Genomic DNA, 20186 nt, shown 5'->3' on the forward strand with positions numbered 1-20186 from the left:
TTTTTTCACTGTCTACCTGAGGGGATCATACTAAGCTTATTCAGCGACTGAAGTTCTTTTTCGATTTACAGGAGCAGGTTTACTTTATATTCACCCGTACTGCTCTATATTTATTCCTCTGGTTCCTTTTCAATTCCGGTTCAAATCAGTTACTCTCTCCACTACTCTGCATTCGGCAGTACATCCGTAATGCCTGATCAGGATGCAGTGTTGCCTTTGTTTTTGTTGTAAATATCGAATGCTACCGCGAGCAGCAGTACCAAACCTTTGATACCTTGCTGCCAGTCAATACCGAGACCGACCAGAGACATACCGTTATTCAGTACGCCCATAACGAGACCGCCGATGATCGCTCCGAATACGGTTCCGATCCCGCCGGAAGCGGATGCGCCGCCGATAAAGCAGGCTGCGATGGCATCCAGCTCAAAGTTGGTACCCGCTCTTGGCGTTGCTGCATTCAGACGCGCGGCGAAGATCAGACCGGAGATGGCTGCGAGTACGCCCATGTTGACGAATACCCAGAACGTCACTTTTTTCGTTTTGACACCGGACAGTCCGGCTGCTTTCTCGTTACCACCGATCGCATACACATGGCGGCCCATCACGGTTTTATTCATGACAAAGGAATAGATGATAATCAGCAGGAACAGCAGGACGAGAATCGTCGGAATCCCTGCATAGCTTGCCAGTACGAATGTAAACAAGTTGATGATCGCGACAACAGCGATCAATTTGGCAATGAACAATCCTTGTGAACCTGTTGCAAAGTTGTATTTGCGCTGGGAAGCACGGTTGCGCAGCTCGGTCACAATGTACAGTACGGACAGTGCAATACCGGCGATAATTGCGACGATATTGGTAGCCGCATTAGTAAAGTCAGGCACAAAGCCGGAGCTGATCTTCTGGAAGCCGTTCGGGAATGGCGAGATGGACTGCCCTTCCAGCACGACCATCGTCAGACCGCGGAACAGCAGCATCCCGGCGAGCGTAACGATAAAGGCGGGAATCCGCACATACGCCACCCAGAAGCCCTGCCATGCACCGATTAGTCCGCCGATCACGATGGACAGAATCACGGCGAGTACCGGGTTCATCTGCCAGTTGACCATAAAGATCGCGGAGATCGCGCCGACAAAAGCGGCAATGGAACCGACCGACAGATCAATATGTCCGGTGATGATGACCAGCACCATACCGATGGCCAGCACCAGTATGTAACTGTTTTGCAAGATCAGGTTGGTGATGTTGATCGGCTTGAGCAGCAGACCTCCTGTTAAAATTTCGAAAAGCAGCATGATGAATACGAGTGCAATGATCATACCGTACTGACGGATGTTTCCTTTGAACAGCCTGCTGAACACGCTGCCTTTGTCTTTATCGCTGCCTTTTACCGGCTTGGTTATGCTGGACATGCTGGGTTAGCCCCTTTCAAATGGATTGGTGGGCGGATCTGCTCCGTGCTGCGTGCGGGGAGTTCGGGATGAAGCAGATTGCACCCTTATTTGGTAACGGTAATTAATGATTAGCAGTTATACCTTGGCTTTGTGTTTGGTCATGTAAGTCATCAGTTTCTCCTGAGTAGCTTCGGCGCGTTCGACTTCGCCGGTGATCTGGCCGGCGTTCATGACGTAGATGCGGTCACAGATGCCGAGGATCTCGGGCAGTTCGGAAGAGATGACCAGAATGCTTTTTCCTTCGTCTGCGAGTCGGTTGATGATCGTATAGATCTCGTATTTGGCGCCCACGTCGATCCCTCGGGTCGGTTCATCCAGAATGAGAATATCCGGACCGGAGAAGATCCATTTGCCCAGTACGACCTTCTGCTGGTTACCGCCGCTCAGATTGCTCGTTTTCTGCAGAATATTCGGTGTCTTGATCTTCATCTGATTGCGCATGTCTTCCGCTACCAGCACCTCTTCATGTTCATTCACGACAGTGGATTTGGTCAGCTTCTCCAGACCGGTGAGCGAGATATTGCGCTTGATATCGTCCAGCAGGATTAGACCGTAGTTTTTGCGATCCTCGGTCACATAGGCAAAGCCGTTTTTGATCGCCTGGGTGACGTCGTTGTTGCGGATTTCCTTGCCGTCCTTGATCAGGGTACCACTGATATTTTTGCCATAGGATTTGCCGAAGATACTCATCGCCAGCTCCGTACGACCGGAACCCATCAGACCGGCAATACCGACAATCTCGCCTCTCCGCAGATTCAGGTTGACGTTGTCGATCATTTTGCGGTCGGCATGATGTTCGTGGTAGACGTTCCAGTCTTTGACTTCCAGCGTCACTTCACCGATCTTCGGCTGACGTTCCGGATAGCGGTGTGTCAGATCGCGACCAACCATGCCGCTGATAATGCGGTCTTCGGTGACTGCATCCTTGTGCATGTCGAGCGTCTCGATCGTCTGCCCGTCCCGCAGGATGGTGACGGAATCGGCGACTTTGGCAATTTCGTTCAGTTTGTGAGAAATGATGATGCAGGAGATGCCCTGGCTCTTGAAGCCCAGCATCAGCTCCAGCAGATTCTCGCTGTCATCTTCGTTCAGTGCTGCGGTCGGCTCATCAAGGATGAGCAGCTTGACCCGTTTGGAAAAGGCTTTGGCGATCTCGACCAGCTGCTGCTTGCCGACCCCGATATTTGTCACGAGCGTATTCGGGGATTCACTGAGACCCACTTTGTCGAGCAGTCCCTGGGTGCGCTGGAGGGTCTCATTCCAGTCGATAATGCCGCCCTTTTGCCGCTCATTGCCGAGGAAAATATTTTCGGCAATCGATAGGTACGGGATCAATGCGAGCTCCTGGTGGATAATGACGATCCCCAGCTCCTCGCTGTCCTTGATGTCTTTGAACTCACAGGTCTTGCCTTCGAAAATAATATCGCCTTCGTAGGTACCGTGGCCGTATACGCCGCTGAGCACTTTCATCAGCGTGGATTTGCCTGCACCGTTTTCGCCGCACAGGGCGTGGATTTCGCCTTTGCGTACTTTGAGGTTGACGTTTTCCAGGGCTTTGACGCCGGGAAATGTTTTGGTAATGCCTTTCATCTCCAGAATGATATCGGACAATTGGAACAGCTCCCTTGTGTGGCTTGAACTGTGGGGTGGGTGCTGTTGCAGGGAACGCTGCGGGAAGGGATTGGGGAACGGACTCCGGTTAAGCCTGGATATCCTCAAGTGGGATAAAGCGGTGGATATCCAGGCTTAAATGTCGTCCTTTTCCCCAATTCCCTTCCCTCCGCTCCGTGCAAATGCATCCACCTGGAGTTCTGCGCTGGGTAATTTTAAAGATTTAAAACCTTTGAAATTTAGAGATTAGAGATTTAGTGATCTCAGGATTAGGAATTGGAAATTTATAAGATTATAGGATTGGTATTTGTAAAATAAAGATTTATTGGTTCATGATGGTTTGAAAATCATGTGAGTGTGTGCGACGGTTCTCATGTCTTCAAGTTACTGGGGTGGGGCTTCGTCGCCGTAGACTTCTTGTTCGGTGTAGTAGCCGCCCTCGATGATTTCTTTTTTGACGTTGGCTTTGTCGACAGATACGGGGTCCAGCAGGTAAGCGGGAACGACCATGACGTTGTTGTTGTAGGACTTGGTATCGTTGACTTCAGCTTTTTCGCCTTTGAGAATGCTGTCGACCATGCCGACGGTTTTCTCGGCCAGTTTGCGGGTGTCCTTGAATACGGTCTGGGTCTGTTCGCCGGATACGATGGACTTGATCGAAGCGAGTTCGGCATCCTGTCCGGTGATGACGGGCAGCGGTTTGTCGGCAGAGCCGTAGCCTACGCCTTTGAGGGATGAGATAATCCCGATGCTGATGCCGTCATATGGGGACAGGACGGCGTCGAGTTTCTCGCTGCCGTAGTAAGCGCTCAGCAAGTTATCCATCCGGGCCTGGGCGAGTGATCCGTCCCAGCGCAGGGTGGCGATCTGGGCCATGGTGGTCTGCTTGCTCTGGACGACCAGTTTGCCGGAGTCTATGTAAGGCTGCAGCACCGACATTGCTCCGTTGAAGAAGAAGTAGGCGTTGTTATCATCCGGCGAGCCGCCGAACAGTTCAATGTTGAACGGGCCTTTACCTTTTTTCAGGCCAAGCTTCTCCTCAATGTAGGAAGCCTGCAGTACGCCGACCTTAAAGTTATCGAAGGTCGCATAATAGCTTAAATTTGCCGTGTTCATGATCAGTCGGTCATACGAGATGACCTCTATACCCTCAGCATGTGCCTTGCCGATGACGTCGGTCAGCGTATTGCCGTCAATCGCCGCAATAACGATTACATCGACGCCCTTGGTGATCATGTTCTCAATCTGTGAAATCTGGTTCTCGACGACGTCCTCCGCATATTGCAAATCCGTCTTGTATCCTTTGGCCTGGAACAGCTTCACCATATTTTGTCCGTCCGCGACCCAGCGTGCAGAGGATTTGGTCGGCATCGCAATACCGACATAACCTTTGTCACTGCTGCCGCTGCTGCTCTCTGCCAGGTTGCAGGCACTCAGGGTAAATACCATCAGGGTGACCAATATCAGCATAATTCCCCGTTTCATTACAGACGCTCCTTTCTGTCCATTACGATGAATATGATTTGGTTAAAATTGTATTGATAACGCTTTCTTTAAGCATAATAGCACTGCCGGGAGGTCGTCGTCTTTTCACTTATGCGACCTTTTTTATAAAAATCCGACTTAGTTTTGAAAATGGTTATGCTGAAAAATATAAATTTGCAGCCGACGGTAGCAAAAGTATGGACTAAAGAAGAGTCTCATGTACTTGAGAAACATGACATGTATTTGAGAACCATCTCCTGTGTAGAACAGCATCGTACGGTACCGCAAAAAGACGGACTCCTGAGAGCCCGCCTGCTTTTCTTTATCATCTATACGGTATGATTACAGGACAATCATCACCAATGAAATTAATACGCCCCGCGAATATGCTCATGAATCTGCTCATCATAGAACTTCCGCAGACGCTCATGTTCTTCCGGGCTGAATGGCTTGGCAGACAGCACGCCGAGATTGTCTTCCACCTGGCGTACATTTTTGAAACCCGGAATAACAGCGGTGATCTCCGGGAAATCAAGCAGCCAGCGCAGGGCAGCACGAGTCATATTGCCGCGACCTTCGGCGATCCAGTCCAGCTGGGAGGCCAGCTCCACTCCTTTACGGAAAGGCAGTCCGGCGAATGTCTCGCCTACGTTGAACGCTTCACCGTTCTGGTTGAAGTTGCGATGATCTTCCGCTTCGAACTGGGTATCTGCGGAGAATTTGCCGGTCAGAAGACCGCTGGCGAGAGGCAGACGAACGAGCAGTCCGACACCGCGCTCGGCGGCACGCGGCAGCAGCTCGGCGATCGGCTTTTGACGGAAGATGTTGAAAATAATCTGCAGCGCCTGTACGCCGGACTGTTCCAGACAGAACAATCCTTCTTCCACCGTCTCCACACTTACTCCATAAGCACGAATCTTGCCTTCCTGCTGCAGCTTGTCCAGCACCTCGAAGACGGCGCCCTGCTTCAGAATCTCGAATGGCGCGCAGTGGATCTGATACAGATCGATCGTATCGCGTTCCAGCCGGCGAAGGCTGTCTTCGCACCACTGGCGGACCTGCTGCTCCGAATAGGTACGCGGATCGGAGATATCTCCCTGGCGGCAGAACTTGGTAGCGATATGGATCTGGTCTTCTTTGCCTTTGGTAGCGCGGGCCAGCAATCGTTCACTTTTGCCATCGCCGTATACATCGGCAGTATCAAAAAAGTTCACACCTTCATCCATTGCCTTGTCCAGCGCACGCAGAGATTCCGATTCATCGGTCTGTCCCCATGATCCCCCGATAGCCCATGTACCAAAGCTGACTTCACTGACCTGCAGTCCTGTTTTGCCAAGCGGACGTTTGTTCATAGATGTTGCCTCCCTCGTGATGCCGTATTATTTTCCAGCGGCAATATTGTAGCAGACAAAAGCATGTATGCGCTATCTTTATTCCATTGCTGTTCATTTATCTGTTGATTGATGAATCAGTTAGCTGCGGATTTGGTGATTCATGCAGCCGGTTACAGCAGGTTCATGCTCAGATAACGTTCACCGTTATCCGGTGCGATACAGAGTACTTTGTGACCGGAACCCAGCCGCTTCGCTTCCTGCATCGCTGTCCAGACCGTGGCCGCGGAAGAAGGACCGACCAGTATGCCTTCCACTGCGGCGAGCTGGCGCATCGTGGAAATGGCGTCCTCATCGGCCACCTGCACAATCTCGTCATAGATCGATGTGTTCAGGATGGAGGGAATGAATCCCGGACTCGTACCGACCAGCTTGTGCGAGCCGGGCTGGCCGCCGGACAGTACCGGGGAGCCCTTCGGTTCGACAACCAGAATGCGCAGATCCGGCAGATGCTGCTTCAGCGTCTCGCCCGTGCCAGTGATCGTACCACCGGTTCCGGATGAAGCGACAAACGTATCCAACTTTCCTTCCATCTGTTCCAGAATCTCCAGTGCCGTCGTCCGGCGGTGCGCATCGGCATTCGCCGGGTTGTCGAACTGACGCGGCATGTAGCTGCGCGGGATTTCCGTCAGCAGCTGTTCGGCTTTGCGGATAGCTCCCGGCATTTTCTCGGCAGCCGGCGTGAGTACTACCTGGGCGCCGTAGGCCTGCAGAATGCTGATCCGTTCCTGTGACATATTGTCCGGCATGACCATGATTGCACTGTATCCTCTTGCGGCGGCGTTCATCGCCAGACCGATGCCGGTATTGCCGCTCGTCGGCTCGATAATTGTACTGCCGGGCTGCAGGTGACCATCCTGTTCGGCCTGCACGATCAGGTTCAGTGCTGCACGATCTTTGACGCTGCCGCTGGGGTTAAAATATTCCAGCTTCACATAGACTGCAGCGCTGTCGGGTTCTATCAGCCGATGCAGCCGGACGACCGGTGTATCTCCAACCAGTTCGCTGATATGATTGACTACTTTTCCACTCATTATTCTGTCCTCCCGGTGTGCTGTATGGTATTCGCAGTATGATTTTCCCCTGTATTGTTCTGTTATTTTCCATGTATCTTCTGTGATCTCACATATACTGTTCTGTTATGGAATCGTTGGTAATTGCTTTTGCTTCGCTTCCAACGACTCATAGTATTCGATCTTCTCATCCATATGATGCAGATCCTGCTCCAGCCTGCTCATCTGCTCGCGGATATGGATGCGGTGCTGCTCCAGCAGCTCACGGCGCTGTCCGGCGGTATGGTCGCCCTGGCTGCGCAGATCGGAGAACTGCTTCATTTCGCTGATCGGCATCCCGGTCTGGCGAAGGCGCATCAGGAATTCGATCCATGCAATATCCCTGTCGGTGTAATAACGGTATCCGATCGAATCCCGGCTGATCGGATGCAGCAGTCCGATCCGTTCATAATATCTCAAAGTATGTGGGCTTAGTCCTGTCATAACGGCAATTTGCTGAATGGTATACGTATTTTCCATAGAGGTTATTATATCATTCTATCTATCTCCGAATACACCGGATTCACCTCAACGCTCTGCCTGTCCAAAATAAGTCTTGCCTTTGAGCGCGCTCTAAGCGCTAAGCTGATCCTGGCCGTTGATAGACGCAGCAGATCGGATCAGCTGTATGCCACACAGGACAGTGCTCATACCTATATCGAGGAGGAAATACGAATGGATACTGCAACACGTTATGAAAAAGGCTGGGTTAGACTTGGAGAGATAGACGGTCATGCGGGTGAGCGGGTAATACAATCGCTGGAGCAGATTGCACCGGATCTGGGCAGGTATATTATTGAATTTGCTTTTGGGGATATCTATACACGTCCCGGATTGGACGCCCGGCAGCGGCAGCTAATCACGCTTTCTTCCCTGACGACACAGGGAGGCTGCGAGCCGCAACTGAATGTGCATATTAACGCTTCGCTGAATGTGGGACTGACTCCACTGGAGATCGTCGAAGCGATCATGCACTGCGTGCCGTATACCGGATTCCCCCGCGTGCTGAATGCTGTGTTTGTTGCCAAGCGAATTTTTGAGGAGAGAGGTCTGCAGGTGGAAGGGTTGTAAAAACTCGTAGAGGAACCTCCAGAACAATCGGAAAAGGATACAGGAAGATCAACATACAAATAACAGCCTCCTAGCCTACCACAGCGCAGCTTGTACATACCAGCTGCTCCGAAGTAGACAGGAGGCTATTTCCACATCCCCTGACACTTGCGCCAATGTCCGTTAGGTCAGGGCATTATGCTCGATTTCAAAACCAAGATCCTCTATCATCTGGTAATCCAGTGCAGCCTCCTGTCCTGGCGTCGTCAGATAGTCACCGACAAAGATCGAATTGGCAGCGTACAACGCCAATGGCTGAAGCGTGCGCAGATTCAGCTCACGGCCGCCAGCCACCCGGATCTCCTTGTCCGGGCAAATGAACCGCAGCAGCGCCAGTACTTTCAGCGCCTTGCGTGCACTTGTCCGCTGTTGTCCGGCAAGCGGCGTACCAGGGATCGGATTGAGGAAATTGACCGGAATAGAGTCTGCGTCCAGCTCATGCAGCGCATAGGCCATTTCCACAATCTGCTCGTCGGTCTCGCCCATACCGATAATGACACCGGAGCAGGGCGACATGCCGCTGCTCTTGACCTGCTCGATCGTATTGATCCGCTGTTCGTACGTGTGAGTCGTCGTAATGGAGGCATAGTGTTCACTGCTCGTATTGAGATTGTGATTATACCGGTGGACACCCGCTTCCGCCAACCGGCGGGCCTGGTCTTCCTTCAGCAGCCCGAGGCAGGCGCAGATCTTGAGCGGCATCGTCTCCCGGATTTCCCGGACAGCTTCAACCACCTGATCCAGTTCGCGGCGGGACGGTCCTCTGCCGGAAGCGACGATACAGTAGGTTCCCGCCTGACGGTTCATCGCTTCCCGCGCACCGGCCAGCAGCGTCTCTTTGTCCAGCAGGCTGTACTTGCTGACAGGGGCGGTGGAGACGATCGATTGCGAACAGTATCCGCAGTCTTCCGGGCATAGTCCGCTTTTGGCATTGATGATCATATTGAGCTTGACCTTGTTCCCATAAAAATGATGGCGTACCTCATAGGCAGCATGCAGCAGCGGCAGCAGCTGACTGTCTTTTGCCAGCAGCACCTGCATGGCCTGTTCATGAGAGATGGGCTGTCTATGTACGGCTTGTGCTGCCAATTCATTCCATTGTAGAGCAGACATTTGATTGATCATGAGTCACCTTCGCTGTTTTATTGTTAACCTATTAACATTATTTTGGTTAACAATTGGATTATAGCAGAACTTTTCCGCCTATTCCAATCCCGCTTATTTTCCGGAAAATAAAGCTGTTCTGCTGCAAAAGCTCCCTCATCCAGCGAATGATTACCCTTCAAACAGCAAAATAGTAAGAAGCACAACAACACAAAAAAGCATAGCAGCCGGAGAACTTCATTTCCCCTTTGCCACTATGCTTTGTTGATGCTGTTAATACTGCTTATATTGCCATTCTTACAAAAGCCTGTTTTCCGTTTTCCTTATCTACAAAGCCACAAGCAGCACTGCTTCTAATTCAGCGGTTCCTTCTCCGCCTTTTCCCGGTCGATCCCCTTTTTCTTAAGTGCCGGCTTCAGCTCATCCTTGGCCAGCTTCCAGAGCGGCACACCTGTCCGGTAAGCTGCACGGGCATTCAGATGACCGGCGACCGGAGCGGTGATGAACACGAACAAGATACCCAACAGGATTCGCATACTCGGATACCCATCGAAGATCCAGAAGAACAGGAATCCACCAAGCAGCACACACAGCACGCCCAATGTCGCACTCTTCGTAGCCGCATGCGCCCGCAGATATACATCCGGGAAACGGATAATGCCGAAAGCGCTCAATACACTCAACACCGCGCCGATCAGCACCAGTATCGCAATTACCGGCTCACCGATCGTCTGAATCATCGAGATCATCTCTGTCTTCTCCTTCATGCTCAATCACCACCCCTCTCTCAATATATTTGGCAAAAGCAACCGTACCGATAAATGCCAGAATACCGACCAGCAGCATTACTTCCAGATATGCCTGCGTGTCCAGCATCATCGACAGCACGATAATGATCGCAATAATATTGATGCCGACCGTATCCAGTGCGGTAATCCGGTCTGCCATCGACGGACCGCGCAGCACACGGTACATGCAGCCTACAACTGCAATCGACAGGAGGATCAGCGCGATAAACAGTGAGATTTGCAGCATTATCGCGTCACCTCCTTGATCGCTTTTTCAAATGTGTTACGGATATCTTCGGACATCTTGTCCTCGTCCTGGATATCGATCGCATGGATATAGACCAAATGCTGCTCCCGGGAGACCTCGATCAGTACCGTTCCCGGGGTAAGTGTGACCAGTGTAGACAGCAGCGTCAGCTCCCAATCGGATGTCAGATCGGTACGATGCGTCAGAATGCCCGGATTAATATTCAGCCGCGGCGAGACGATATGACGCAGCACGACGACGCTGGACTTGATCAGTTCCGAGAAGAACAGCAGAATCAGCTTGAATACCGCCCATAATTTATGACCGTAAAAGTCATGCGGGAAAAACCGCTTGAAGGCGAAGATGAGCAGCAGCCCGATAATATACCCGATTACAAAATTCAGCGCATCCCATGTCGTATTCAGCGACATCCAGACGAAGGCGATTAGCAGATTCAGTATAATTTGAAAAGCCATCTATTCACCGCCTCCCAACACAGCCTGAATATACACGGACGGATTCTGCAGCACATAAGCGGCTTCCGCTACATACGTATGCACCCACCCGGAACCCAGACCGATCAGGATCACCAGAACAAACAGTACCGAGGCTGCACCGACCAGACGCTTCGGACGGAATGCCGACCAGCGGTAATCAAGCAGTTCAGACCGGTCATCCGGCAGGAAATCGGGATGGCCTTCCTCCGACGCCCATTCATGGTAAATATCATCCGACAGCTCTTTGCGTTCATCGGCCAGCGGGCGATCCTTACCCCAGAAGCCCAGCATGAAAATGCGCATAACCGAGTACAGCATCAGCAGACTGGCTGCCAGACTGATCAGTGTCATTACGTACCAGCCACGCTCCAGCCCGCCCTGCACAATGAGCAGCTTGCCGGCGAATCCGCTCAGCGGCGGCACACCCGCCAGCGCAAGTCCGGCGACGAACAGCATCCAGCCGGTAGCCGGAATCCGCTTGATCAGTCCGCTCATCTGGGTCAGTTTGGACGTACCGGCTGCTCCGATCATGATGCCGGCGAGCAGGAACAGCAGCGCCTTGAGGATCATATCATGCAGCATGTAGAAGATCGCGCCTTCGATACCCGCCGTATTGGCAGCTGCCAGTCCGAATCCGATCAGTCCCACACCGGCGACCACATTGTAGACCAGAATTTTGTTTACATCCCGGTAGGCTACCGCTCCGATCACGCCGAGGATCATCGTCGCGATGCCCATCCAGCCAATCAGCGTATAGAGGAACCCGGTATCATGATAGAAGATCAGCGTAAAGGTACGCAGAATCGCGTACAGTCCAACCTTGGTCAGCAGTCCGGCAAAGATCGCCGTAATGACTGAGGGTGGCGCCGCATAGGAACCCGGCAGCCAGAAGAACAGGAACATGCCGGCCTTAAGGCTGAACACAATCAGGAATAAAAAGGCGATGACGCTCAAAATGCCGGTCTGCCCGACTTCGGCAATCCGCTGCGACAGATGCGCCATATTCAGCGTCCCGGTCGCTCCGTACAGATACGCCAGCGAAGCGACAAAAAACGAAGATGAGATGATATTGATTAGAATGTATTTAAGTGTCTCCCGCAGCTGTATGCGCGTTCCTCCCAATACAATCAGCGCATACGAGGAGATCAGCATGACTTCAAAGCAGACAAACAGGTTGAACAGATCACCTGTCAGGAACGAGCCATACACGCCGACCAGCAGAAATTGAAAGAACGGATAAAAGTGATACTTTTCCCGCTCCTCTCCTATACTGGCAAAGGCATAAAACAGACAAACCGCGCCGAGAATCGCAGTCGTCAGGATGAGCAGCGCAGCGAACATATCGGCAACAAATACGATCCCGTAAGGTGCCGCCCAGCCGCCCATCGGCAGCAGCTGAATGCCGTGCATCTGCACGGTTGCGACCAGCCAGACGGCGATACCGACATTGGCCAGCACCGCAATGGCTCCGACCAGACGCTGCACAGCCATGTGGTTCCGGCAAAATATTTGTATCACTGCTGCCAACAGTGGAATCAGCAGTGGGAAAATTAACAGGTTATTGGCCACCTTTGCGCTTCACCTCCTCCATATCGTCCGTCTTCAGACGTATATAGGAACGATACGCCAGTACAAAGAAAAAAGCAGTTACTCCAAAGTTGATTACGATGGAGGTCAGAATCAGCGCCTGCGGCAGCGGATCCACATAGGTACCCGACTCTTCGCCGAGCAGCGGCGGCGCACCGGTCTTCAGCCGCGACATGGTCAACAGCAGCAGATGCACCCCGTGCGTCAGAATCGATGTACCAAGAATAATGCGCAGCAGACTGCGGGACAGAATGAGATACACAGCTACGGCGAACAGTATGCCGATAGCGACAGACATCCATATTTCCATATCAGCGATCCTCTCCTATCTGTAAAATAATCGTCATCGTTACTCCAAGTACCGTCAGGAACACGCCCAGGTCAAAGATCAGCGCCGTTGCCAGTTCCGTCTTCCCGAGGAACGGAATCTCGAAATAACCAAACGCTTGACTGAGGAAAGGTGCACCAAATACAAAGGACCCCATCGCTGTCAGATAAGCCACGGACAGCCCGGCTGCCATAATATCGCGGTAATCGAGCGGCAGTACCCGTCTCACCGTCTCGGCGTTAAAGGCCAGTGCCAGCAGCACCAGCGCCGATGCCGCCATCAGACCACCGACGAACCCCCCGCCCGGATTGTTATGTCCGGCAAAGAACAGATACAACGCAAACGTCAGAATAATAAACACGATCACCTTGGTGCTCGTCTCCAGAATGACATCATTGCTCTTGAACTGCTTCATGTTTTTGGCGACGGTTGGCGTCTCCTTGCGCGTACGGCCAATCGGCACTTTCGGCGCAAGGGTCACTTTCCGGTGCAGATAAAGAATTCGTGAGCCGGCATCCTTGCCCTGCAGCTGCAGCTGGATCATCGAGTAGATCCCCAGCGAGGCAATGCCGAGCACCGTAATTTCCAGCAGTGTATCGAATCCGCGGAAGTCCACCAGAATGACGTTAACCACGTTATCGCCGCCGCCCAGATCATGACTGTTTTTCACAAAATAATCGGCAATGCTCTCAAAGCTGCTGCTTCCGCTCGCACTGAGTGCAATCAGGGTCACGACCACACCGACACCGACCGAGATGACAATATTCAGCGAGCGGTACCTGCGTGTGTTCACTTCGCGCCGCAGCTCCGGCATATGGTAGAAGCACAGCAGGAACAATACGACCGATACCGTCTCGATAATCATCTGGGTCAGCGCCAGATCCGGCGCACGGAACAGGACGAAGAACAGCGTTACCAGATAACCGACCGCTCCGGTCATAATGACAGCGATCAGCCGCTGGCGGGCAAAAGGCACAGCCACTGCCGAAATCACCAGCATGGCGATCAATACAATCTCATACATATTGATCGGCGCTGTATCGGTAGTTAGCAGGGATAATACATCCGCGCGCCATAGCGCCACCCCAAGCACGATAACCATGAATCCGAAAATGTAGACCAGATAATTGCGGGCCGACCGGTTCATATAGGCATCTGTCAGCGCATGGGCTACTTTTTCCCCATAGCGCAGCAGGCTGTCGTACACATGATTCCAGGTCAGCTTGTCCGGATACATCCCATAGATTCCTTTCCAGCGGCCCAGCAGCAGATACAATACCGTCCCCAGTCCAATGACGCCGAGCGTCATGAACAGGGCCGGGGTGAATCCGTGCCAGAACGCGATATGCACTTCAAAGTGCTCACCCGGAGCCACCAGCGAAGGCAGTACCGAACGCATCGCCGGCTCGATAATGCTGTAGGACAATACATTCGGGAACAGCCCGAGCAGTACGACGCACACCGCCAGAATGACCGGGGCAATAAGCATACCGGTTGGCGCTTCATGCGGCGTCACACCGAGCTTTTCCTTTTGCAGCGGTCCGCGGAATGTTTTGAAAATCAGAATCATGCTGTACACAAAGGTAAACACGCTTCCCAGAAAGGCCAGTATCGGGAACAGTACTCCCCATGTACCCAGATCAAAGATATGCAGATGGGTCAGTTCCACCATCGCTTCCAGGAACATTTCCTTACTCAGATAACCGTTAAATGGCGGTACACCCGCCATAGAGAATCCGCTGATACATGCAACGGTAAAGGTAATCGGCATCAGCGAGATCAGACCGCCGAGACGCCGGATATCCCGCGTCCCTGTCTCATGGTCCACGATCCCGGCTACCATAAACAGTGCACCCTTGAAGGTCGCATGGTTGATCAGATGGAAAATGGCCGCCGTTGTCGCCGCCGTATACAGCAGCGATTCTTCACCATACCCGTAGTACACTGCTGCCGAACCTGCGCCAAACAGCGACATGATCAGACCAAGCTGTGAAATGGTCGAATACGCGAGCAGCGCCTTGAGATCGGTCTGCTTGACCGCCAGAATCGATCCATAACACATCGTAATAATACCGACCAGCGAGATGATCCAGAACCATTCCGCCTGACCGGCAAATACCGGACTGAAGCGGGCCACCAGATAGATACCCGCTTTGACCATGGTTGCCGAGTGCAGATAGGCACTGACCGGGGTCGGTGCCTCCATCGCATCCGGCAGCCAGATATGAAATGGAAACTGGGCCGACTTGGTAAAAGCACCCAGCAAAATCAAAATCATCGCTAGCAAAAACAGTGGTTGTCCCTGTACATGATCGAGCATCGCAATCGTCTCACGAATACTCCACGTACCGGTCATGCCATGCAGCACGACAAAGCCGGCCAGCATCGCAAAGCCGCCAAATACCGTAATCAGCATCGACTTGAGTGCCCCATAGCGCGAACGGTCACGTTCATACCAGAACGCAATCAGCAGGAACGACGATATACTCGTCAATTCCCAGAACGTATAGAGCACGATCATATTATCCGACAGTACAATTCCCAGCATCGCTCCCATAAACAGCAGCAGATACAGATAGAACCGGTGAATCGCTTCCTGCTCCGGGTCCAGATAAAAGATGGAATACAGCACGACCAGCGCACCAATGCCCGTAATCAGCAGGGCAAATAACAAGCCCAGCCCATCCAAATAGACCGTAAAGTCAATTCCCAGCGAAGGAATCCACGGCAGCGAGATCGTCTGTGTCACATCCGTACGCACCACCGGAAGATAACGCAGAAAATTCAGAAACAGCAGTATCGGCAGTATCAGCACAATCCAGCCGGTGTGTATTTGTTTGGTACCTTTGCGAATCGCCGGCACCAGTGCAGCCAGCACAAATGGAGCCAGAATAGCAGCATGCAGTAAGTACACTCTTGTAAGCACCCCCAACTATATAATGTATATATCAGCCTGTTTCGCCGTACGACTACCGCGAGACAAGCATTCCTCCTATCCATAGAGCGCCAGACTCTGCCGCCCTTTGCAGAGCTTGCAGACCTTCGTCTTCATACTAATACCCATAAACAGGCCTGTGCGAATTACCGGTAATCTAAACCTCAATGTCCAAAAAAAGACAAAGAGGAGCCTGCAATGACAGGCTCCTCCGGTATTTCCATAGTATTAAATTATAAAAGGGAATGTTATGCATCTTGCGATATAACAGCATGCAGCCGAGCATCAGCTGCAAGACCTGTTCTATTATACTATACCTGCAGACCGGCAGCAAGTGAAACAGCACTTTTCAATCAGAAGACGAGTCACGACGGTATCGGTTCGGCGAGACACCCATCACTTTTTTGAACGCAGTACTGAAATAATGCTGGGATTCATATCCGACTTCCTCCGCCACCTCCAGAATCGGACGATCACTTTCCTGCAGCAGCTGTGCGGCCCGCTGCATACGCGCCTGCACCAGCACATGGATAAAGGACTGTCCCAGCTCCTTTTTCATGACCCGGCTGAGATAGGTCGGTGATACCTGCAGCGCTTCGGCCAACTGCTCCAGGGTCAGCTGTGGATCGGCATAATGCTGCAGGATATAGCCCCGTGCCCGCCGTACGAGCGGGGACAAGCCGGTCTGTCCCTTGAGTTCCTGTCTTAGCTGGCGGTAGGTAGCATACAGCTGCTGCGACCACTCCATACCCTCCCTGTATTCCTCATCGATGACCGGCTGCATATAGACCTGCACATGCAGACCGATATGGTCACGAACTGCAGCGATAATCTGCTCTTCCCTATGGGCTGCCGGCACCTCCCAGAGGCAGAGTATAATCGTGCCCGAATCTTCCCGGCAGATCACCAGCGGAATATCGGACAGCAGCTCTGCAGCAATATTGCCAATCGCAAACAGCAGCAGCTGCCGATCCTGTTCCTTGAGCAGCGGGCGTCCTTCGGCCTGTCCCGACCAGCGAATCAGCGTCAGCGCCGCCGGGTGGACAGACGGCAGACCGAGGAATTCCTGCTGACGCCGGATCTCTTCCTCGCGCAGCCGTCCATGCAGCCATTCCAGACAGAACTGCTCTCGCAGCAGCGGAATATTCCGCTGAATCTGGTCGGTCGCCAGCTTGAGATATTCCTCCTGCTGCTGATCACCGTTCAGTTCGGTCCGGATATGATTCAGCACTTCCTGCAGATGCACCGGATCAACCGGCTTGAGAATATAATCCTTGACCCCTAGCCGGATCGCTTCCTGGGCATAGCTGAACTCATCATGACCGGTAATAATCACAAACCGGCAGCCCGGACGTTCCTCCCGCAGCCGTTTCATCAGCGCAATGCCGTTCATGAACGGCATATTCATATCGACCAGCAAAATGTGAATATCCTGCTGCAGTGCAATCTCCAGCGCTTCCTCGCCATCTTCCGCCTCCGCCGCCACAATCATGCCCAGACTGTCCCAATCTACCGCATCCCGTATGCCTTCGCGGATAATCGGCTCATCATCGGCAATCATTACATTCAGCAATGCACTCATTATTCTTCATCTCCTTGGCGAATTAGGGATGTCGGGAACTGCCATAGCAGCGGCTGGGTGACCTGTACAATCATGCCCCCGCCTTCCCGGTGATCCATCGTCAGTCCATAACGTGTTCCATAGGCCAGATGGATGCGGGCCTGAATATTCAATAGTCCATAGCTGCCTGCCGGCTCCGGTCCCTGGGTGCCGAGTACTTCCAGCGGCTGTTCCAGTTGCGCTCTCAGCCAGAGCAGTCGTTCTTCCGTAATACCGGCTCCATCGTCTTCCACCGTGTAGATCAGCTTGTCCTCACGCTGCTCCGCCCGTATCCGGATCATGCCCGGACCCCGCCTTGCCTTGATGCCGTGATAGATGGCATTCTCGACGATCGGCTGCAGCAGCAGCTTGATCACATATACATTACGAATCGACTCATCGACATCCATCTCATAGTTCAGCCGGTCCCGGTAGCGGGTTTTCTGAATCAGCAGATAACTGCGAATATGCTGTTCTTCTTCGGACAGGGTAATAATGTCACTGCCCCGGCTCAGTCCGATACGGAACAGCTTGGACAGGGAATCGATCATACCGGATATATCTTCCGCTCCTTTTTTGCGGGCCATCCACTGGATCGTATCCAGCGTATTATACAGAAAATGCGGCCGGATATGCGCCTGCAGACTGCGCAGCTCGGCTTCCCTTTTCTGCTGCTCCTGCTGCTTGTTCAGCCGAATCAGATTACGGATTTCGTTAATCATCCGGTTGAAGCTGCGGCCGAGCATCCCCACCTCATCCTGACGACGGCTCATATAGCGGGCAGTCATGTCTCCGGCTTCGGCCTTTTGCATCAGGGAAGACAGCCGGTAGATCGGCCGTGAAATGGAGCGTGACAGTCCATACGAAGCGGTAACGCCCAGTATACAGACAAAGAACAGGAAGATGACCACGTAAAAGCGGATCGCCCTTGATTCGGCGACCGATTCGCTGAAGCGGAATACACCGACCGTTTTCCAGCCGGTATAACTGGATGTGGTGTATACGAACTGCAGCTGCTGTCCCTGAATCTCTTCGGTAAATACATTCTGCTGTCCGGCTGCCAGCGACGTCGCCAGCCGGGCCGGTACAGCCTGCTGAAAAGGTCCTTCCGGCGCATAAATCATCCGTCCGCCGGAATCGGTCACCATCAGATAACCTGTCTTGCCCAGCGTGACGTCCTTGGCCGCCTGTGCGATAACACGCAGCTTGAGGTCGATCAGGACGACGCCTTTGACCTGTCCAGTGGCCGGATCATTCAGGGAACGGACAACCGACACCACATCGTTGTCCCGGTAATTGGTATGACTCGTGACATTGCGTCCGGAAGGATGACCTATAATGGTGAAAATACCTTTATGCTCCACCGCCTGCTTGTACCACTGTTCCTGTGTGAGGTTCCGCGGATAACGGGCATACATTTCATTGCTGATATAATCGCCGCTGCTGTTCACGATCAGAATCCCGGCAATTTCCGGGTATACGGTGGTAAAGCCCTGCAGAAACTGGCGGATCTGATAGACCGACGTACCGGATAGCGGTCCATTATCAGCGGCAGCCAGCTCACTTCCAAGATCGGAGGAAGCTGCTGCCGTTTTGCTTTTCGGTAGAGATGCCTCCTCTGTACGCCGAGCATCCATGCCGCCATTTATAAATGAATTCACCTTGGAATCAAAGCTGATCAGGTAGGTAATGCTCTGCATATGCTCCATATACGTATCGATCGTCTGATTCACCTTGCTGATCAGCTGGAATGTATTGTCCGTCACCTGACGCTCAATGATCCGGTCCGATGTCCAGTTCACCATAATGCCCAGCAGAATCGACGGCAGAATACCAACGAGCAGGAACAGGGCAATCAGCTGATCGCGCAGCGGCAGATTCTCCGGATGCCATCTGCGCCAGTCCTGCTGCATCCAGCTGCGCAGCCGGCCCGGATTGTCCTTATTTCGCATAATAATCCTCTACATTCTCACGGGTCACCACAGAGACGCCGGTATCCACACGCACCGGCACCGGCGAGACGATTCCACTCAGTGATGGAGAGGGTACGGTCAGTCCATGATGCAGATGGAACAGATACTGCAGCGACCAGTAGCCCATATTCCATGTCCCCTGAGCAATGGTCGCGTCAATGGTGCCGGAGCGGATCATATCCAGCGTTTCCTTGTTTGTATCAAAACTGATAATGACCGGTTTGTGTTTCTTGGCGCCAGTGGCAGCGGACTGCATCTGCTTCTCGACAGCCGAGCCGACGCCATAGGCACCGGTCGCTTCGGTAATGAAAATGCCTTTTAACTGCGGATATTTGCGCAGCAGATCGGCTGTCAGCTGCTCGGCCAGCACGGCATCACCATTATCATTCTTCACAGCAATCACGCTCATCTGCGGATACTTTTCGCGGATTGCCTGTTCAAATCCACCGCTGCGGTCCTTGTGATTCTGCTGGTTGCCCAGTGTAATGATGGCAATCTGTCCGCTGCCGCCGGTACGCTCGGCCATCTGCTCGGCGGCGATCACGCCAGCATTATGGTTATCTGTCGCGAGAAAGGAATACGACTTGCTGCCCGGCGCCTCTGCATCGAACATGACAACCGGGATGCCCGCATCCACCGCTTTCCCTACCGCCTGTACGAGCAGCGGGGAATCAATGGCAGAGATAGCGATACCGGCAGGCTTTTTGGCAATCGCCTGTTCCACGATCATCGCCTGCTCGCGTGCATCATACCGGGTGGAACCCTGGTATTCGACCGACACATCCAGCGCGCCTGCAGCATCTTCGAATCCTTTAAGACCGCTCTTCCAGTATTCAATTCCGGACTGGAAGGTGATCATGACATATTTCTCGTTAATATCCCCCTTCATCCCCTGCTCATTCCAGGCCGATGAAGTCTCCTGCACCTGATACTGTACAATGTAGATGATCAGGGCCACGACCAGCACAGCATATACCCCTAACATTTTGCGCATAACGGCCTTCCCTTCAGATCCTGTTTCTAA

17 protein-coding genes are annotated in these 20186 nt (G+C 52.7%); 1 reads left to right on the plus strand and 16 read right to left on the minus strand.

Annotation, left to right across the window (positions count from 1 at the left end; genetic code table 11):
- Positions 1–197 precede the first annotated feature (197 nt).
- The 6 genes from mmsB to WH45_RS04400 all read right to left on the minus strand — a co-directional run bounded on the left by mmsB (position 198) and on the right by WH45_RS04400 (position 7473).
- Positions 198–1412 (minus strand): multiple monosaccharide ABC transporter permease, encoded by a 1215-nt coding sequence (mmsB, locus tag WH45_RS04375; RefSeq protein WP_200897656.1) that lies wholly within the window; start codon positions 1410–1412, stop codon positions 198–200.
- 117 nt (positions 1413–1529) lie between these two features.
- A complete protein-coding gene (mmsA, locus tag WH45_RS04380; protein WP_046213178.1) occupies positions 1530–3065 on the minus strand; it encodes a multiple monosaccharide ABC transporter ATP-binding protein in 1536 nt (511 codons plus the stop codon).
- Positions 3066–3449: 384 nt separating this feature from the next.
- Entirely contained in the window at positions 3450–4550 is a 1101-nt protein-coding gene (gene chvE / locus WH45_RS04385) for a multiple monosaccharide ABC transporter substrate-binding protein (RefSeq protein ID WP_046213179.1), read from the minus strand.
- Positions 4551–4918: 368 nt separating this feature from the next.
- Positions 4919–5902 (minus strand): aldo/keto reductase, encoded by a 984-nt coding sequence (locus tag WH45_RS04390; protein ID WP_046213180.1) that lies wholly within the window; start codon positions 5900–5902, stop codon positions 4919–4921.
- Positions 5903–6054: 152 nt separating this feature from the next.
- A complete protein-coding gene (gene cysK / locus WH45_RS04395) occupies positions 6055–6975 on the minus strand; it encodes a cysteine synthase A (protein ID WP_046213181.1) in 921 nt (306 codons plus the stop codon).
- A 105-nt stretch (positions 6976–7080) separates the two neighbouring features.
- Complete coding sequence (locus tag WH45_RS04400; protein WP_046213182.1) at positions 7081–7473, minus strand: MerR family transcriptional regulator; 393 nt, start codon at positions 7471–7473, stop codon at positions 7081–7083.
- A 195-nt stretch (positions 7474–7668) separates the two neighbouring features.
- Here WH45_RS04400 and WH45_RS04405 point away from each other — a divergent pair, with 195 nt between their 5' ends.
- On the plus strand, positions 7669–8064 hold the full coding sequence (locus WH45_RS04405; RefSeq protein ID WP_046213183.1) for a carboxymuconolactone decarboxylase family protein: 396 nt from the start codon (positions 7669–7671) through the stop codon (positions 8062–8064).
- A gap of 162 nt (positions 8065–8226) precedes the next feature.
- Here WH45_RS04405 and bioB read toward each other — a convergent pair whose 3' ends face one another.
- The 10 genes from bioB to WH45_RS04455 all read right to left on the minus strand — a co-directional run bounded on the left by bioB (position 8227) and on the right by WH45_RS04455 (position 20156).
- Positions 8227–9228, minus strand: a complete 1002-nt coding sequence (gene bioB, locus WH45_RS04410; RefSeq protein ID WP_200897657.1) for a biotin synthase BioB — start codon at positions 9226–9228, stop codon at positions 8227–8229.
- A 332-nt stretch (positions 9229–9560) separates the two neighbouring features.
- Positions 9561–9956 carry a monovalent cation/H(+) antiporter subunit G gene (mnhG, locus tag WH45_RS04415; protein ID WP_046213184.1) on the minus strand — a complete coding sequence of 132 codons (396 nt, stop codon included), beginning with the start codon at positions 9954–9956 and terminating at the stop codon, positions 9561–9563.
- Positions 9928–10242, minus strand: coding sequence for a Na(+)/H(+) antiporter subunit F1 (locus WH45_RS04420; protein WP_046213185.1), 315 nt, complete (start codon positions 10240–10242; stop codon positions 9928–9930). Before WH45_RS04420 ends, mnhG begins: the two co-directional genes overlap by 29 nt.
- Positions 10242–10718: a Na+/H+ antiporter subunit E gene (locus tag WH45_RS04425; protein ID WP_046213186.1), complete on the minus strand. Its 477-nt coding sequence runs from the start codon at positions 10716–10718 to the stop codon at positions 10242–10244. The genes WH45_RS04420 and WH45_RS04425 overlap by 1 nt, the downstream gene beginning before the upstream one ends.
- On the minus strand, positions 10719–12308 hold the full coding sequence (locus WH45_RS04430) for a Na+/H+ antiporter subunit D (RefSeq protein ID WP_046213187.1): 1590 nt from the start codon (positions 12306–12308) through the stop codon (positions 10719–10721).
- The gene (locus WH45_RS04435; protein ID WP_046213188.1) at positions 12298–12636 is read right to left on the minus strand and encodes a Na(+)/H(+) antiporter subunit C; all 339 of its coding nucleotides are present in this window, start codon (positions 12634–12636) and stop codon (positions 12298–12300) included. Before WH45_RS04435 ends, WH45_RS04430 begins: the two co-directional genes overlap by 11 nt.
- Position 12637: 1 nt before the next feature.
- A complete protein-coding gene (locus WH45_RS04440; protein ID WP_046213189.1) occupies positions 12638–15568 on the minus strand; it encodes a Na+/H+ antiporter subunit A in 2931 nt (976 codons plus the stop codon).
- 370 nt (positions 15569–15938) lie between these two features.
- Complete coding sequence (locus WH45_RS04445; protein WP_046213190.1) at positions 15939–17171, minus strand: response regulator; 1233 nt, start codon at positions 17169–17171, stop codon at positions 15939–15941.
- Positions 17171–19141 (minus strand): cache domain-containing sensor histidine kinase, encoded by a 1971-nt coding sequence (locus WH45_RS04450; protein WP_052723612.1) that lies wholly within the window; start codon positions 19139–19141, stop codon positions 17171–17173. The genes WH45_RS04445 and WH45_RS04450 overlap by 1 nt, the downstream gene beginning before the upstream one ends.
- Positions 19131–20156 carry a substrate-binding domain-containing protein gene (locus tag WH45_RS04455; RefSeq protein WP_046213191.1) on the minus strand — a complete coding sequence of 342 codons (1026 nt, stop codon included), beginning with the start codon at positions 20154–20156 and terminating at the stop codon, positions 19131–19133. Before WH45_RS04455 ends, WH45_RS04450 begins: the two co-directional genes overlap by 11 nt.
- Between the last annotated feature and the right edge of the window lie 30 nt (positions 20157–20186).

This window comes from Paenibacillus wulumuqiensis (assembly GCF_000971965.1).
Taxonomy (GTDB): Bacteria; Bacillota; Bacilli; order Paenibacillales; family Paenibacillaceae; genus Saccharibacillus; species Saccharibacillus wulumuqiensis.

Excerpts from the sequence above, each read along its gene's own strand:
- WH45_RS04455 (WP_046213191.1), bottom strand. The coding sequence starts at position 20,156 with ATGCGCAAAATGTTAGGGGTATATGCTGTGCTGGTCGTGGCCCTGATC.
- WH45_RS04420 (WP_046213185.1), bottom strand. The coding sequence starts at position 10,242 with ATGCTGCAAATCTCACTGTTTATCGCGCTGATCCTCCTGTCGATTGCA.
- chvE (WP_046213179.1), bottom strand. The coding sequence starts at position 4,550 with ATGAAACGGGGAATTATGCTGATATTGGTCACCCTGATGGTATTTACC.
- WH45_RS04405 (WP_046213183.1), top strand. The coding sequence starts at position 7,669 with ATGGATACTGCAACACGTTATGAAAAAGGCTGGGTTAGACTTGGAGAG.
- WH45_RS04450 (WP_052723612.1), bottom strand. The coding sequence starts at position 19,141 with ATGCGAAATAAGGACAATCCGGGCCGGCTGCGCAGCTGGATGCAGCAG.
- bioB (WP_200897657.1), bottom strand. The coding sequence starts at position 9,228 with ATGATCAATCAAATGTCTGCTCTACAATGGAATGAATTGGCAGCACAA.
- WH45_RS04390 (WP_046213180.1), bottom strand. The coding sequence starts at position 5,902 with ATGAACAAACGTCCGCTTGGCAAAACAGGACTGCAGGTCAGTGAAGTC.
- mmsB (WP_200897656.1), bottom strand. The coding sequence starts at position 1,412 with ATGTCCAGCATAACCAAGCCGGTAAAAGGCAGCGATAAAGACAAAGGC.
- WH45_RS04435 (WP_046213188.1), bottom strand. The coding sequence starts at position 12,636 with ATGGAAATATGGATGTCTGTCGCTATCGGCATACTGTTCGCCGTAGCT.
- WH45_RS04400 (WP_046213182.1), bottom strand. The coding sequence starts at position 7,473 with ATGGAAAATACGTATACCATTCAGCAAATTGCCGTTATGACAGGACTA.
- cysK (WP_046213181.1), bottom strand. The coding sequence starts at position 6,975 with ATGAGTGGAAAAGTAGTCAATCATATCAGCGAACTGGTTGGAGATACA.
- WH45_RS04425 (WP_046213186.1), bottom strand. The coding sequence starts at position 10,718 with ATGGCTTTTCAAATTATACTGAATCTGCTAATCGCCTTCGTCTGGATG.
- mnhG (WP_046213184.1), bottom strand. The coding sequence starts at position 9,956 with ATGATCTCGATGATTCAGACGATCGGTGAGCCGGTAATTGCGATACTG.
- WH45_RS04445 (WP_046213190.1), bottom strand. The coding sequence starts at position 17,171 with ATGAGTGCATTGCTGAATGTAATGATTGCCGATGATGAGCCGATTATC.